Source organism: Pseudomonas guariconensis, from assembly GCF_900102675.1.
Taxonomy (GTDB): Bacteria; Pseudomonadota; Gammaproteobacteria; order Pseudomonadales; family Pseudomonadaceae; genus Aquipseudomonas; species Aquipseudomonas guariconensis.
In genome coordinates this window covers 171,394-186,244 of the sequence record NZ_FMYX01000012.1, presented here as the reverse complement: position 1 = coordinate 186,244, position 14,851 = coordinate 171,394, and the positions used below count along the sequence as shown (strand labels likewise).

General features: G+C 60.5%; 17 protein-coding genes, 2 tRNA genes and 1 pseudogene. 3 read left to right on the top strand and 17 right to left on the bottom strand.

Annotated elements, in window-relative coordinates:
• The 7 genes and pseudogenes from BLS27_RS24085 to BLS27_RS19420 form a co-directional block, all read right to left on the bottom strand.
• Positions 1–140 (bottom strand): annotated as a pseudogene (locus tag BLS27_RS24085) (integrase domain-containing protein); the annotation flags it as partial.
• 931 nt (positions 141–1,071) lie between these two features.
• Entirely contained in the window at positions 1,072–2,391 is a 1,320-nt protein-coding gene (locus tag BLS27_RS19445) for a tyrosine-type recombinase/integrase (RefSeq protein WP_090346367.1), read from the bottom strand.
• Positions 2,392–2,553: 162 nt separating this feature from the next.
• Positions 2,554–2,629: transfer RNA gene (locus tag BLS27_RS19440), tRNA-Thr, on the bottom strand.
• A gap of 87 nt (positions 2,630–2,716) precedes the next feature.
• On the bottom strand, positions 2,717–2,965 hold the full coding sequence (locus BLS27_RS19435; protein ID WP_090346364.1) for a hypothetical protein: 249 nt from the start codon (positions 2,963–2,965) through the stop codon (positions 2,717–2,719).
• Between the two features lie 21 nt (positions 2,966–2,986).
• Entirely contained in the window at positions 2,987–3,367 is a 381-nt protein-coding gene (locus BLS27_RS19430; protein ID WP_043211000.1) for a hypothetical protein, read from the bottom strand.
• Positions 3,368–3,385: 18 nt separating this feature from the next.
• Entirely contained in the window at positions 3,386–3,592 is a 207-nt protein-coding gene (locus BLS27_RS19425; RefSeq protein ID WP_043211003.1) for a helix-turn-helix domain-containing protein, read from the bottom strand.
• A gap of 9 nt (positions 3,593–3,601) precedes the next feature.
• A complete protein-coding gene (locus BLS27_RS19420; protein WP_090346361.1) occupies positions 3,602–4,183 on the bottom strand; it encodes a hypothetical protein in 582 nt (193 codons plus the stop codon).
• A 447-nt stretch (positions 4,184–4,630) separates the two neighbouring features.
• Between BLS27_RS19420 and BLS27_RS19415 the strand changes: the two genes are divergently transcribed.
• Both BLS27_RS19415 and mdtI read left to right on the top strand, forming a co-directional pair.
• The gene (locus tag BLS27_RS19415) at positions 4,631–4,990 is read left to right on the top strand and encodes a multidrug/spermidine efflux SMR transporter subunit MdtJ (RefSeq protein WP_043211007.1); all 360 of its coding nucleotides are present in this window, start codon (positions 4,631–4,633) and stop codon (positions 4,988–4,990) included.
• Complete coding sequence (mdtI, locus tag BLS27_RS19410; protein ID WP_043211010.1) at positions 4,984–5,301, top strand: multidrug/spermidine efflux SMR transporter subunit MdtI; 318 nt, start codon at positions 4,984–4,986, stop codon at positions 5,299–5,301. Before BLS27_RS19415 ends, mdtI begins: the two co-directional genes overlap by 7 nt.
• Positions 5,302–5,524: 223 nt before the next feature.
• Here mdtI and BLS27_RS19405 read toward each other — a convergent pair whose 3' ends face one another.
• The 5 genes from BLS27_RS19405 to BLS27_RS19385 all read right to left on the bottom strand — a co-directional run bounded on the left by BLS27_RS19405 (position 5,525) and on the right by BLS27_RS19385 (position 9,861).
• Positions 5,525–6,760: a methyltransferase gene (locus BLS27_RS19405; protein ID WP_409287149.1), complete on the bottom strand. Its 1,236-nt coding sequence runs from the start codon at positions 6,758–6,760 to the stop codon at positions 5,525–5,527.
• Positions 6,761–6,886: 126 nt separating this feature from the next.
• On the bottom strand, positions 6,887–7,576 hold the full coding sequence (locus tag BLS27_RS19400; RefSeq protein ID WP_043211013.1) for an ABC transporter permease: 690 nt from the start codon (positions 7,574–7,576) through the stop codon (positions 6,887–6,889).
• Positions 7,576–8,268, bottom strand: coding sequence for an ABC transporter permease (locus tag BLS27_RS19395; RefSeq protein WP_043211015.1), 693 nt, complete (start codon positions 8,266–8,268; stop codon positions 7,576–7,578). Before BLS27_RS19395 ends, BLS27_RS19400 begins: the two co-directional genes overlap by 1 nt.
• 55 nt (positions 8,269–8,323) lie before the next feature.
• Positions 8,324–9,076, bottom strand: coding sequence for an ABC transporter substrate-binding protein (locus BLS27_RS19390; protein WP_043211016.1), 753 nt, complete (start codon positions 9,074–9,076; stop codon positions 8,324–8,326).
• 11 nt (positions 9,077–9,087) lie between these two features.
• Complete coding sequence (locus BLS27_RS19385; protein ID WP_043211018.1) at positions 9,088–9,861, bottom strand: ABC transporter ATP-binding protein; 774 nt, start codon at positions 9,859–9,861, stop codon at positions 9,088–9,090.
• A gap of 605 nt (positions 9,862–10,466) precedes the next feature.
• Here BLS27_RS19385 and gabP point away from each other — a divergent pair.
• Positions 10,467–11,867, top strand: coding sequence for a GABA permease (gene gabP / locus BLS27_RS19380; RefSeq protein ID WP_043211020.1), 1,401 nt, complete (start codon positions 10,467–10,469; stop codon positions 11,865–11,867).
• Positions 11,868–11,998: 131 nt separating this feature from the next.
• On the opposite strand, the gene BLS27_RS19375 is transcribed toward gabP, so the two are convergent.
• The 5 genes from BLS27_RS19375 to BLS27_RS19355 all read right to left on the bottom strand — a co-directional run bounded on the left by BLS27_RS19375 (position 11,999) and on the right by BLS27_RS19355 (position 14,837).
• Complete coding sequence (locus BLS27_RS19375) at positions 11,999–12,442, bottom strand: hypothetical protein (protein ID WP_043211022.1); 444 nt, start codon at positions 12,440–12,442, stop codon at positions 11,999–12,001.
• Positions 12,443–12,532: 90 nt separating this feature from the next.
• Complete coding sequence (gene ppk2 / locus BLS27_RS19370) at positions 12,533–13,540, bottom strand: polyphosphate kinase 2 (protein WP_090346356.1); 1,008 nt, start codon at positions 13,538–13,540, stop codon at positions 12,533–12,535.
• 143 nt (positions 13,541–13,683) lie between these two features.
• The gene (locus BLS27_RS19365; protein ID WP_043211028.1) at positions 13,684–14,004 is read right to left on the bottom strand and encodes a hypothetical protein; all 321 of its coding nucleotides are present in this window, start codon (positions 14,002–14,004) and stop codon (positions 13,684–13,686) included.
• A gap of 79 nt (positions 14,005–14,083) precedes the next feature.
• Complete coding sequence (locus BLS27_RS23860; protein WP_043211030.1) at positions 14,084–14,545, bottom strand: DUF4234 domain-containing protein; 462 nt, start codon at positions 14,543–14,545, stop codon at positions 14,084–14,086.
• Between the two features lie 216 nt (positions 14,546–14,761).
• A tRNA-Phe gene (locus tag BLS27_RS19355) sits at positions 14,762–14,837 on the bottom strand.
• Positions 14,838–14,851 lie beyond the last annotated feature (14 nt).

Sequence of the window (14,851 nt, the reverse complement as noted above, 5' to 3'; positions counted from 1 at the left end):
GCCTGCCATCGATCACAGTGCGCTTTGACCGTGCCGTAGTGGCCACCGCCAAACATGTCTTTCAGCGCCTGCGGTCCTGCGTAGCTCAATTGCCTGCCGTAGCCGAAATTGCGGCCATTGCGTTTGCCGACCAATGCCATGTCGAATCACCTCATCGTTCGCTCTCCGATCCTCGCCCCACGTCATCCCGCCAAGAATGTTGAGTGTTATCAGGGATCAAGGCCCCTGCGACCTGTGGGGATTTTCTTTTTCGCGGGACTGGCGGCTCCTTACGTCCGGGAGCAAGGGCATCTCATGATCTGGCCTCCTGAACACCGTTACCGGTGGGCGGGTGGAGGCAGCACTGGCTGACGGGGCCAGCGCCTGAAGATCCTGAGCCGGGTGAACGCAGCGGTGCGATGACCGGAGCATGCCTGACTGTCAGTCAGGTGCAGTCCATTCCCTGGTCTGCGGCACCATCATCTACAGCGCTGTTGCTGGAGACATCGGCATTTGTCACGCCGATTGTCACGAGGGGGAATGCCGCAAAGCCTTGTGCGATCAGGGCTGCAGCAGTGGTAGAAGTGCCCGTCTCTTTCCAGAAGAAAGAGACGGGCACAGGTTGGCGCAATAGTCGGCCAAGCGGATAGGTTGCTGCAGGGCAGCGAGGTACGGTGTAGCTGGCGCACGAGCGCCATATGTGTAAGAGCATCCATCACATGGGTAGTGACCGAGCGAGCTGCCGGATGCGAATCGCCCTTGGGGAGAACCACCGACAGAGCGGCGTGACCTTTAAGGTTCGGGTCACCTGGGGTGCTGTCATCGACAGCGTTTGCAACTCCCGGTCTACGCCTGTGGACAATGTTCGTCAAGCAAAGCGATTTCAGGGATTTAGCGCCTGTGGATAAAACTATCCCCCAGTGGACATCAGTGGTTTTCCACAGACGTAAGCTGTGCCAGTAGTTTTTTTCTTAGGTATGGTCCTTTCAAACGGGGCGGCTTTGCAGCCCCGTTTGAAAGGACCCGCGCGGAGGAGCTTCATGGGGTGCTGTGGGTAACTTCACAGCGAGTGTGAGGTGGTGGTGCGGCGGGTTACTCGGTCCTCTTGGCACTGCGCAGGCGCGTGACGTTCTCGCCCGTCTGCTTGGCAAACTCGTGCGGCGTCACATGGTCCTCGCGGTTCGCCTCCAGAAACCGGCTCCACCAGGTCATGATCATCCGGCGCTCTTCGAGGAACTCGGCCTTGTGGGTATAAGCGGCCCGTACGTTGTTGCGTTCCTTGTGACTCATCTGCCGCTCGATAGCCGTCTCCGACCACAGCCCGGACTCGACCAGCGCACTGCACGCCATGGCTCGGAACCCGTGGCCGCAGATATCCACCTTGGTGTCATAGCCCATCGTCCTTAGCGCGGCGTTCACCGTGTTCTCGGACATCGGTTTCCACGGTTTGGCATCCCCCGCGAACACCAGGTCGAACTTGCCGGTGATCGCGTGGATCTGCTCAAGCAAGGCCACTGCCTGCGGCGATAAGGGTACAACGTGGATATCCCCGGCCATTTTTGTACCCCTTGTGGAAAAGGGTACTCCGTCCAGCGCCGGGCGGGTGTCGGGGATCTCCCAGATGCCACGCTTGAGGTCAAACTCGTTCCAACGGGCGAAGCGCAGTTCACTGGAGCGCACGAACACGTGCAGCGATAGCATCACCGTGAGGCGCGTGAGCGGGCGACCTTTGTAGCCGTCGATACGCGCCTGTAGCTCAGGCAACCGCGATAAGGGTAGTGCGGGTCGATGTGTAACCCGTGGCGTTTTGATCGAGCCATCGAGATCGTGAGCCGGGTTCGCCGTGATCAGTCGCAGCCGTTTGGCTTCGCGCATGATGCTTTGCAGGTAGTTTTTGATCCTGAGCGCCACGTCGATGGTGCCGCGCTTCGTCACAGCCTCCAGTGGCTGCATGAGGTCGTGGGTGTCCAACTCAACGATTGCCCTGGCACCTAACAAAGGGAATACGTGAGTCTTCAACCGGCTGAGCACGGTCTTAGCGTGACCCGGCGCCCACTTCGGCACCATCCCGGCATACCAATCGAGTGCAACGCTTTCGAAGGTTCGGCCATTGATCACGGCTTGCACCTTGGCTTGCTGCTTGGACTGGATAGGGTCAATGCCGTTGGCGAGCTGCTGTTTGAGCTCGAAGCGCTTGCGGCGAGCGTCAGCCAGCCCGACCACTGGATAATTGCCGAGTGAGGTCAGGCCCTCGCGGCCATCGGGCTTTACGTACCTGAGCCGCCAGCCTTTGCGACCGTTGGGCTTCACGAGCAGGTAAAGGCCATCGCCGTCAAAAAGCTTGTACTCACGTTCGCGAGCCTTTGCAGTGCGGCAGGCGTTGTCGGTAAGGGGAGCCGTTGTGCGAGCCATAAGGGTACTTTCCAATATCGAATTGGTAGGTATCCTTTAAAGTACCCTTATTAGCGCTGGCTACCCCCGGAATCCGACGGAACGCCAAAACGAAAAAACCCGCCAGAAGGCAGGTTTTTCGGGGGTTCCAGAGATTTTGAAAGCTTTCTATGGAACCTTGAATGGTGCCGGCACCAGGAATCGAACCCGGGACCTACTGATTACAAGTCAGTTGCTCTACCAGCTGAGCTATACCGGCAATGGGGCGTCATTATAGCGATCGGTTGGCGCGTGTAAACCTATTCCTTCCAATAGGTTACGCCATTGCCGGGAAAGCAGAGTTTTCCTACCAGCCGCGGTGGATGCTGTTGACGCTGGGCTCGGCCTGGGCGGGGTTGAAGAACAGCTTGTCGTTGTCGCAGCCGCGCTTGCGGCAGGGTGTTTCGGCACGCAGGGGCAGGCCTCTGTCACCGCCCAATTGCATGCCGGGCATGTCCCAGTCGAGGGACGAGGTCTTGGGCGAGTAGGTGTTGCTGGCGCAGCCGGCCAGGGCCAGGGCGCAGCACAGCAGGGCAAAGGGCTTGGTCTGGATCACGTTGTCGATGTCCGTTCTGGGTCAGTCGTTGTTCAGAATTCGCTGGATGGTGCCGCCGCAGGCCATGTAGCAGCTGTCGTAATCAGGCTGGCATTCGGAGCCTGCGGAGTTGAAAAACGGATAGCTGGGATAGGGGCAACTGTGACGCGTGTTCTTGTTCGGCTTGCTGTCCTTGCAGTACTGGTAGGCCCTCAGCTCGGCCTGGTACAGGGCGCGCTGGCTGTTTTCTTCCAGGCGGGCCAGTTGTTTGCAGTGATTGCGTTGCATCGCGCAGTTATTGATGCAAGCGAGCCCATGTGGGCTGGGCGGTGGCGAATACCTATACGTGTAGGATGGGCCGCAGCCGCCGAGCAGCAGGCTCGCCAGCACCAGGATGGCGAAGCGTTGGTATTGGGTGTCCACGGGTACAACGGTCCTTGATCATTCCTCGCTGAACTCCAGCAGGTCGCCCGGTTGGCAGTTCAGCGCGCGGCACAGCTTCTCGAGGGTCTCGATCTTGAAACCCTTGATCTTGCCGTTCTTCAGCAGTGACAGGTTCGCTTCCGTTATGCCGATGATTTCCGCCAGGTCCTTGGAACGGATCTTGTTCCTGGCCATGACGACGTCGAGGCGGATGATTATCGGCATAGGGGGCGGCTAGACATAACAGTTGTGTTCATCGCTGAGGGTCTTGGCGTCACGCATGAGCAGCGAGAAGGCGCAGAGCAGGATGCCTTTCATGATCTCGTAGACAGCCTCGGATGATACACCGATCGACACGACGAAGCTTCTCTCCCCGGCGGGCAGGTCGATGGCCAGGGCCAGGCCTTGGAGGGTATCGATCACTGGCCATAGCAGCGGAGCGCCGATGCACAGCAGCCCGACTCGCCAGAGCATGCGGATGTTGGCCAGGCTCCAGGTGTGCCCCTTGGACAAGCGCAAGAAGAACAAGCCTGTGAGTAGCAGGCTCAGCACCGAGAGCCCTGTCGGAATCATCTCCAGCGCCAGTACCAGACCTATGGCGAGCCTCGAGGGTTGGTAGCCGTCTTCCAGGAGCAGAGGCATGTTGATGCCATGGCCCTGCAGGTAGGCCGCGACTGTGTCGGGATAGTCGAAGACCCAGAGCAACGGTGTGCCGAAAAGCTCGACTGCACCGGTGGCCCAGGCCAGAAAAGCGGCAAAGACGCCGATGATGCGCAAGCGCGAACGCGCGTAGGCCACTGATCTGCTGTCGTTCATGGGGTGCCTCCGTACTGTGATGAACGGGGCGGATTATTGGTGAAAAATTATCGTTACACAATAATTAATTTCTTTTTGTTTAAGCTGGCGACGCTTTGCCGCAGGGGAATCAGTCACTTGGTAGCGGCAGCGTTTTGTATAGGATGAATAATATAATTTACGAACCTTTCAGCAGGCTTTACGGGGCTTTTTCCTGGGAATGCTTGCCTCAACGCGAAATTTCGTTAGTCTCAGTCTATCGTTTTGACTTATTCGATCAGCTCAGCTAATGTGCTGTTCATTATGTTGAACAGCAAAGCTTTCAAGCTACTCTCCACTTCCCGCCTGGTTTCCCGTGAGCGTCACTGGACCGGCGACCTCTAGCCCCTCCCTCGACCTGCAGCCTTAAACGTTGTGTCTCGTGCCGATGCCTGTGCGCTCGGCCGCTGTCGCCCATGGGAGGGCACCATGCGTTCCTGGATCTATTTGTTCGTCGCGATCACCGCAGAGGTGATCGGTACGGCGTCGATGAAACTCGCCGCCACACATTTCCCCGTCATGGGGCATGTCGTCATGTACGTCATGATCTGTCTGTCGTATTTCTTCCTGGCCCTTGCGGTAAAGCGTGTGCCGGTTGGCGTGGCTTATGCCTTGTGGGAAGGAATCGGTATCGTCCTGATCACCGTGGTCAGTGTGGTCTGGCTTGGTGAAAGCCTGGGTTGGACCAAGGCCCTGGGCCTGGCGGTGATGATCGCCGGCATCCTGCTGGTCAAGGCCGGTACCCGCAGCACTCCTGCTGTGCGCGAAGCGGAGGGCCTGCCATGTTGATCCCCTTTGCCTGGCTGGGTTTGGCCATCGTGTTGGAAGTACTGGCCAACCTTCTGCTCAAATACTCAGACGGTTTCCGTCGCAAAGGCCTGGGTTTTGCCTCGATCCTGAGTGTACTGGCGGCGTTCACCGCTTTGGCCCAGGCCGTTCAGGACATCGAACTGTCGCTCGCCTACGCCATCTGGGGCGGCTTTGGCATCCTGGCGACTGTGGCGATGGGTTGGGCGTTGTTTGGTCAGCGCCTGGCTGGCCGCGGATGGCTGGGCCTGGCTTTGCTCTTGCTAGGCATGAGCCTGCTGAAAATGGCCTGAAAATCACGCGATTGGCACGAGTCCGGCGCGTTTATGCACAAGCGGCATGCCAACATTGCGCGAAAGGCATGCCACTTGACTTATCCGCTGGTCTTTGCGCAAAGGCCTGTTTTTACTGGTTTTGGCTCGCTGCCTGGAATAAGCGAACGCGCTGAAATAGCGGTTGGATCCCCGTTTTCGTGATATTCATCACAAGCTTGTTCACAGAGTTATCCACAGGCTTTCAACTGGACGGCACGTCTTCTTTGCGCTCTGCAATCAGCAACAGATTGCGAGGCGTGAGGGGGTAGTCGCAAAACACACCCATGCGCACGTCATAGCCGCGCTCGTGGAGAAACAGGGCCCTGTCCAGCACCAGCCACATTTCCAACGGGCGGCGAAACAGGTTGCGCAGCAGCTCCAGATTGCGCACCTGTGCCAGGCGTTGCCAGCCGGCGGCCTCAAGCGCCGCCCAGTCGGGCGCATCATGGATCTGGACGTGCCGAAGCTCGGCCAGATCGCGGCAGTACTGTTCGAAAGGCTTGTCCAGCCAATTAGTCGGCAGCGAGGGTGTTGGCAAGTACTCGTCGATGGCCCGCTGCTGGCGTTGCAGCAGGTCAAAGCCCAAGCGGCGGGCCATCGAGATGTCACGCTGACGTCGGACACGGGCGCTGGAAGTCACCGCCTCGTTGAGCGGCAGGCCCAGGTCTTCCTGGCTCAACTGCAAGGCCGAGGCCTGGGCCGCCGAAGACATCGGCTGATACACCTTCCCCGGAATGCGGTTGTAGCAGCAGGGCGCGACGGCAATCTGCCGACAACCTTGCTGGCTGGCCAATTGCAGCAGCCGCACATGCAACTCCCCACACGCATGCAGGGCAACGGCGCTCTTGCTGCTGTCCAAGTGACGGTGGCTGTCTGGTGCCAGCACATCTTGGTGTACATGAGTGGCCGGCAGGTGATGATGTTCGCTCAGGGCGCTTCCCGCAGTGACCAGTTCGACGTCGTACTCCAGGCAGGTCAGCCGTTGGCCGGGCTGCAGTAGGCGTCGGCCCAGGTGGCCTTTGCCTGAACACCAGTCCAACCAATGACCGGTGGGCTGGTGGAAGGCCAGGCGACGGGTGAAGGCTTCGATCTGTTGCCACTTGCGTCCCGGGACATTCACGTCCAGACGATGGCCGGCCGGGTGCAGGCCAGCATCGGGCAGCTCGCCCAGAGCGGACAACTGCGAGGCGCGAGTGGCCAGTTGTGCGAAGGGCGCTGGCGCCGGCAGCTGTTCGGGATTCTGCTGGACGGCTTCGGCTTGTTCCAGGGTGCGCTGGCGCAGCCAGGTGGCGAGTTCAGGGTGCTGGGCCTCCCAGTCCAGATGCAGCTGAGTGAAGGGGCGCGGGCGCCATAGCTGCTGATGCTGGAGAAGGAAATGGTCGAGTGCCTGGAAGCGCTCGAGCAGGTGAGGGCCGTGAAGGTAGGGCATGGTTTGCATTCAAGCACCGCAGCGCTGTTGAAAGGGGAGCGCGTCGCGCTCCTTCGCAGGCTTCGCCATTTCCTACAGGTTCAGACGATGCGGAGCCTGCGGTGGGCCGCAGGGCGGCCCCCGGGTTTTACAGTTTCAACGCCCCTGGCAGGCGTCCACGCGTAACCAGCGCTCGAGCACCTTGAAGCCCTGGACCAGTACGAAGGAGATGACCAGATAGAACACGCCTGCAGCAAAGAAGATCTCCACCGGCAGGTAGGTGCGGGCGATGATGGTCCGCGCCATGCCGGTCAGCTCCAGCAGGGTGACGGTACTGGCCAAGGCACTGGCCTTGAGCATCAGGATCACTTCGTTGCTGTAGGCTGGCAGGCCGATGCGCGCGGCGCGCGGCAGCATGATGTAGAACATGGCCTTGCCCCTCGACATGCCCAGCGCCCGTGCCGCCTCGATTTCACCTTTCGGGATGGCCTGCAGTGCGCCACGCAGGATCTCGGCGATGTAGGCGGCGGTGTGTAGGGTCATGGTCAGTACGGTGCACCAGAACGGATCGCGCAGGTACGGCCACAGCGCGCTGCTGCGCACCGCATCGAACTGGGCCAGGCCGTAGTACACCAGGAACAGCTGCACCAGCAGCGGTGTGCCGCGGAAGAAGAAGATGTAGCCGTAGGGCACTGCGCGTACATACCAATGGCGCGAGGAACGGGCGATGCCCAGTGGAATGGCCAGGATCAGCCCGGCGATAACAGCGATGGCGACCAGCTCCAGAGTCAGGGTCGCGCCCTGGGCCAGGCGTGGCAGCCACTTGATGATGACTTCCCAGTTCATTACTCGGCCCTCACGAAGCCGCGAGCGGCGCGTTTTTCCATGAAGTGCATACCGGTCATGGCAATGATGGTCAGGCTCAGGTAGATGCACGCGGCGACCGCATAGAAGGTGAACGGCTCTTTGGTCACGGTCACGCCGATCTGCGCATGACGCATGATTTCCTCGAGGCCGATCACCGACACCAGCGCCGTGTCTTTCATCAGGATCATGAACAGGTTGCCAAGGCCGGGCAGGGCGATGCGCCACATCTGCGGCAGGATGATCTTCGAGAGGATGCGGCCTTTGGACAGGCCCAGCGCCAGGCCCGCTTCGCGGTGCCCTTTAGGGATGGCCAGGATCGCGCCGCGGAAGACTTCCGTGGCGTAGGCGCCGAAGCACAGGCCCAGGGCGATCACGCCGGCGGCGAATGCGCTGAGCTCGAGGCCCGGCATGTTCAAGGCTTCGCCAAGGCTGTTCATCAGCCCGACGGTGCCGAAGTAGATGAGCAGTACCCAGAGCAGTTCGGGCACACCGCGCACCAACGTCGAATAGGTGCTGCCAAGCCATTGCAGCGGCTTGACTGGGGATGTCTTGGCCAGGGCGCCGAGCAGGCCCAGGACCAGCCCCAGCAGCAGGGCGCAGAGCGCCAGTTTTACGGTCATCAGGGTGCCGGCCATCATGGCCGGACCGAATCCGTGCAGGTCGATATTCATGGGCAGGTGCATTCAAGGGACCGGCGCCGCGCGAGGCGGCGCTGGTCTGGGTGAATCATTCGATGCTGAACGGGAAGTACTTGTCGTTGATTTTCTTGTACGTGCCGTCGGCCTTGATTTCGGCCAGGGCCTTGTTCAGCTTCTCGCGCAGCGGGTCGCCTTTGCGCACGGCAATGCCGATCTTGTCGCTGTCGACCACAGGCTCGCCCTTGAACTCGAAGTTCTGGCCGTCCTTGCTCTTGAGCCACTCGTACTGCACGTACTTGTCGGCCAGGATGCCGTCGATGCGGCCGGCGATCAGGTCCAGGTAGGCGTTTTCCTGGGTGTCGTAGAGTTTGACTTCGACGTCATCGCCGTAGTTGTCTTCCAGCCAGGTGCCGGACAGGGTCGCGCGCTGGGTGCCGATCACCTTGCCCTTGAGCGAAGCCTTGTCGGTCTTGAAGTCGACGTTCTTCGGGGCGATGAACTGCAGCTTGTTGGAGTAGTAGGGGTCGGTGAAATCGACGGCCTGCTTGCGCTCGTCGGTGATCGACAGCGAGGACACCAGGAAGTCGAACTTCTTGGCGTTCAGTGCAGGGATGATGCCGTCCCAGTCGGAGGTGACGACCGAGCACTCGACTTTCATCTTGGCGCACAGGGCGTCGCCGATGTCCTTGTCGAAGCCGACCACGTTGCCGCTGGCATCCTTGTTGTTGAACGGCGGGTAGGCCGCCTCGATACCCATGCGCAGTTTTTCCGCGGCCATGGCATTGGCCGAGAAGACCAGCGTGGCGGCAGCGGCCAGGAGGAATTTCTTATAGGTCTGCATGTGTTGCTCCGTTAGCGGTGGCTGGACATGAATTGCTTGCAACGCGCCGAGGTCGGGTTTTCGAACACCTGCTGCGGCGATCCCTGCTCTTCGACCAAGCCCTGGTGCAGGAAGACAATTTCACTGGACACCTGGCGGGCAAAGTTCATCTCGTGCGTCACCAGCAGCATGGTACGGCCTTCTTCGGCCAATGCGCGGATAACGTTAAGCACTTCTTGGACCATTTCCGGATCGAGCGCCGAGGTCGGCTCGTCGAACAGGATGACCTTGGGCTTCATGGCCAGGGTCCGGGCAATGGCCGCGCGTTGCTGCTGGCCACCGGAAAGCTGGGCGGGGTAGCTGTGGCGCTTGTCATGGATGCCGACCTTGGCCAGCAGTGCCTCGGCGGCCTCGATGGCCTCGGCCTTGCTCAGGCCCAGCACGCGACGTGGCGCCTCGATGATGTTGTCGAGGATCGACATGTGCGGCCACAGGTTGAAATTCTGGAAGACGAAGCCGATTTCGCTGCGCAGACGGTTGATCTGGCGGTTGTCGGCTGCGATCAGGTCGCCGGTCTTGGTCGCCTTGAGCTTGAGCTCTTCACCGGCGACGAGGATCTGCCCCTGGTGGGGATTCTCCAGCAGGTTGATGCAGCGCAGCAGGGTGGACTTGCCGGAACCGGACGACCCCAGGATCGAGATCACGTCACCGTCGCGTGCGGTCAGAGAAATGCCCTTGAGAATCTCCTGCTCGCCGTAGCGTTTGTGCAGGTTGCGGATTTCCAGCGCGGGCGTGGCCTGGGCCATGTGCGGTCCTCATGTGTTCGGGTGCGTTCCCAGCTGTTGGCGGCCTTCCTGGCGAGCGCCAAGCTAGCATAGCGGCGTAATGGCGGCCAACCAGGTCGCAAGTGGCTCGGGTCGCTGGCGGGATACTTTGTCGCATCGTTGCAGCGGACTGTCGCGAGGATGTCCGCGCGCACGTCCCCGGCACCGGAGCCTTGATGAAAAAAGGCGCGATGGTGCCAGCTTTGGACGTGTGTGGGAAGCCGTTTTTGGCCGGGTAGTACTTTGCGCGTGAGTGTGCGGGGCTTGGGTTGCTCCTTAAGGTTGCACTTTCTGTTGATCGTTTTTTGTGCACGGGTGTTACCGTGGGGCACCTTTGGTGCATTTGTAAGTGGGTATTTCAGTAATCAGGGCTTGGCAAGAAAATTTGACGACCTTTCGGTCAAGGCATGGCCGAAAGGCCTGCGAGGCCCGGAACGCTTGGCCATCAGCGAATTCTGACGAGCGTAATTCGTGGCTGGCCCGCTTATTGCCATACGGAAACCACCGAATGCAGCGACGCCTACCTCAACCCCGGGCGCGCTCCGTTTAAGCATTTCGGGTGGTCCACTCCTTACAAAGGTAGTTTTATGAGCGGTAAGCACAATTCCAATGACCTCGCTCAGGGGCTCAAGCAACGGCATGTCACCATGCTGTCCATCGCTGGCGTAATCGGCGCCGGTCTGTTCGTTGGCTCCGGCCACGCCATCGCTGCGGCAGGTCCTGCCGTTCTGCTCGCCTATGCTGCGGCGGGCACCCTTGTGGTGTTGGTGATGCGCATGCTCGGCGAGATGGCCATCGCCTCGCCGGATACCGGTTCCTTCTCCACATATGCCGACCGCTCCATCGGGCGCTGGGCAGGCTTTACCATCGGTTGGCTGTATTGGTGGTTCTGGGTCCTGGTGATCCCACTGGAGGCCAATGCTGCGGCGGCCATCCTGCATGCCTGGTTCCCCGCCGTGGACCTCTGGGCCTTCTCGCTCATCATTACGCTGGCGCTGACCCTGACCAACCTGTGCAGCGTGAAGAACTACGGTGAGTTCGAGTTCTGGTTCGCCCTGCTCAAGGTATTGGCCATCATCGGCTTCATCGTCGTTGGCTGTGTGGCCATGTTCGGCTTGGTGCCCAATAGCCAGGTCAGCGGTGTCAGCCATCTATTCGATACCCAGGGCTTCATGCCCAACGGTCTGGGCGCGGTGCTGGCCGCCATGCTGACCACCATGTTCTCGTTCATGGGGACCGAGATCGTCACCATCGCCGCCGCCGAATCCAAAGACCCGGGCAAGCAGATCAGCCGTGCCACCAACTCGGTGATCTGGCGTATCTGCCTGTTCTACCTGGTGTCGATCTTCCTGGTCGTGGCCCTGGTGCCATGGAACGACCCAGCCCTGGCCGAGACCGGTTCCTACCAGACCGTCCTGAGCCGCATCGGCGTGCCGAATGCCAAGTTGATCGTCGACATCGTCGTGCTGATCGCCGTGACCAGCTGCTTGAACTCGGCGCTGTACACCTCTTCGCGCATGCTGTTCTCCCTGAGCAAGCGCGGCGATGCGCCGGCCATGGCGCAGCGCACCACCAAGGCGGGGACTCCGCACTGGGCGGTCCTGCTGTCTACAGCGGCGGCGTTTCTGTGCGTGTTCGCCAACTTCGTGGCTCCGGCTGCGGTGTTCGAATTCCTGCTGGCCAGCTCCGGCGCCATCGCGCTGCTGGTGTACCTGGTGATTGCTGTGTCGCAACTGCGCATGCGCAGCCAGCGTGAAGCTCGGGGCGAGAAGATTGCCTTCAAGATGTGGCTGTTCCCGGGGCTGACCTGGGCGACCATCGCGTTCATCGTCGCGATCTTGGTGGTGATGGCGCTGCGCGAAGACCATCGCGCCGAGATCATCGCCACCGCATTGCTCAGCATTGGCGTGGTCGCTGCCGGCCTGCTGGTGCAGCGTAAGCGCAAGGCCGAAGGCCAGGCAGCGGGCCAGGTGGCGCTGGATAACTGATCCGGGCTGTTGAACAAAAAAGGCCGTGTCCTGTGAAGGGCACGGCCTTTTTGTTTGTCTGTATCGGCGTTTTCGCAGGTAGATCCACTCCCACAGAAGCTTGTGGGGCGGGTTTGGGCTGCCGGCGATCTTCAGCCGAACTGCTTCTGCTGTTGTTGCTGCTTGGCGACCGCTTCGGAGGCTGCCACATAGGCCTCTTGGAACTCGTCGCTTTCCAGCCAGGCCATGGTGGCATCTTCGTCGCTGCCGTCGAGCCATTTGCGATAGGCAGTGAAGACCATGACGATGTAGTCGGTGGCGTGTTCTTCCTTGTGGCCCTTGAGCACCAGGGCCAGCAGCGGATCGACCAGGAACACCGAGATCATCGGCACCAGGCCGTTCTGCTGGGCTTCCTTCATCTTGTCAAACAGGCTGTTGTAGCTGCCTGAGTCCATGGCTTTGTTGAAGACCTGCTCGACGCTGGCGCTGTCGCCGGCGCTGGCCTTGACCGCCTGGCCGCTGCGCACCATGCGGTTCTGCTTGGCCTTGGTGGCGGCGCGCTTGGCGCGTTTTTGCTGCTTGGTGTTGGAGGCCATTGGGGCGAATCCTTGGGGGTGTCTGGAAAAATGCGCGTATTGAAGCGTAATTGCCGAAGAAACCCAAGGGGCCGGCTTGCGGCCCAAGGCTCAACTGACGAGCGAGGGAGGCTCATCCTCCTCGAATCCCCGCGAGGCCCGTCCGACCAGCAACGGATCCGGTGCATGGGCGATGCTATGGTCCTTGCCCGGGTAGTCCAACGAATGCAGAAAATGCCGGATGCAGTTGATCCGCGCACGCTTCTTGTCATCGGACTTGATCACCGTCCACGGCGCGTCGGCGGTGTCGGTGTGGAAGAACATGGCTTCCTTGGCGGCGGTATAGTCCTCCCACTTGTCCAGCGACTTGATGTCGATGGGCGAGAGCTTCCAATGCTTGAGTGGATCGTCCCGGCGCGAGATGAAGCGGCGCAGCTGCTCTTCGCGATTGACCGAGAACCAGTACTTGAACAGCAGGATGCCGCTGTTGCACAGCATCCGTTCAAGCTCCGGTGTCTGGCGCATGAACTCCAAGTACTGCAACGGGGTACAGAACTCCATCACCCGCTCGACGCCGGCGCGGTTGTACCAAGAGCGGTCGAAGAAGACCATTTCGCCCGCGGTCGGCAGGTGCTGGATATAGCGCTGGAAGTACCATTGGCCCTTCTCCTGCTCGGAGGGCTTTTCCAGGGCGACGATCCTCGCCCCGCGTGGGTTCAGGTGTTCCATGAAGCGCTTGATGGTACCGCCTTTACCCGCCGCGTCGCGTCCTTCGAACAGAATGACCACGCGTTGGCCGGTTTCCTTGACCCAGCTCTGGACCTTGAGTAGCTCGATCTGCAGGGCGTGCTTGGCCTTCTCATAGTCCTGGCGGCGCAGGCGCGTGCGGTAGGGGTAGCTGGCCGGCAGGCGCGCCGAGGTGCTGTCTTCATTGCTGCCGCGCCGCGCCGAGGCCACCTCCAGCGCTGCCGGCTGCTGGCTGATGGCGCTGATGCTCGGCTCTGGGGTCGTCTTGGCGGCAGTCTGGCGTCTGCGAGGTGGGCGGTTGCGGACGATTGGCGTGATGCTGGGCGTCGCATCGGCAGTGGGAGGGGGCAGAGGCGTGGCGTCGTCGCTCATGGCAGTCCTTTGGGGTGGGTTCGAATGTCCACCCGATAGGCTAGGGCGCGGCGAGCGATGGCTGTTTGATGTCGATCAACGTCGCGCACTTTGCGCTGTGCTGCCGTAACCCCATGGCTAGCTAGCCATGGGGTACAGGAATCTCAGGCTGCGGTCAGCGCGGGGATTTGCAGGCCGAGTTTGGCGGCGGCGTAGTCCATGTCGCCCTTGGAGATCGACTGCGCCTGGAAACCGGCACCGATCAGGTCCTTGATGTACAGCTTGTTGTAGATGAAGCAGAACACCAGCGAGCTCAGGCCCATGGTGAGCATCTGCAGTACGAACTGGATCGCACCGAACTTCCAGTCACCACGGAACAGCGCCGGGAAGAAACCGAAGAAAAAGGTGGTCCAGGAGAAACCGACCGGGGCTTCTTTCAGCGCGCCGGTTTTCGGGTTCTTGAACATGATCGACGTGTAGGCCATTTATCTCTCCTTGTACACCCGCTTTTCAATGCATGGGCGGGCTGACATGCAAATCCTTGTGCCGGTTGGCGTTCGTGGATCAGGGCTGTGCCGGCTGCGCATGGATCGGTTGCTGGCGCTGCGCGTTCTCGCCCAGTTCGTTGATGCAGTAATTGATGTAGTACGCGTTGAACAGGAACGTGTAGAAGGCGTTCATCGAGAAGTAAGGCTGCTGCTGGGCGTTGGCGTAGGTCATCAGCAGGCTGCGGGCATTGAATGCCCAGACGATGAACAATACGCCGCTGGCGATGCTCAGCAGGGCGCCGATGCCGACCAGGAAGGGTTCGGGATTGTCGATGAACACTCCGCTCAGGCCCATGCAGACGCAGATCCAGATAATGTAGGTCTCGCTGCAGACCGTCTGCCCAGTGGCTTCGCGCAGGTGTTGGTTGGTCTTGTACAGCCAGATCAGCAGGTACAGGCCGCCGGTGGCCGCGCACAGCAGTACCAGGTGCAGCGTTTTGCGATTGACCTTGTTCATGAGTTCGGCAGGGGATGTCATGGCGCTTCCGATTTTCGAGAGGAAAAAACGGGCTGAGGCATCGGCTGTCTGATGAGGCATTCCTTGCTCAACCATCGTCCTTGGGGTGTGCGCTGCAAGGCGGGGGCAGCGCGGCGCGAATGATAGCACATGGCTATTTTGACGCCAGACTTTCGTTGCAAAAGTCGCGGGCATTAAAAAACCCCAGGCAACTTGCGTTACCTGGGGTTTGGCACTTGGTGCCCAGAGACGGAGTCGAACCGCCGACACGAGGATTTTCAATCCTCTGCTCTACCGACTGAGCTATCTGGGCGACGGGGCGAATTA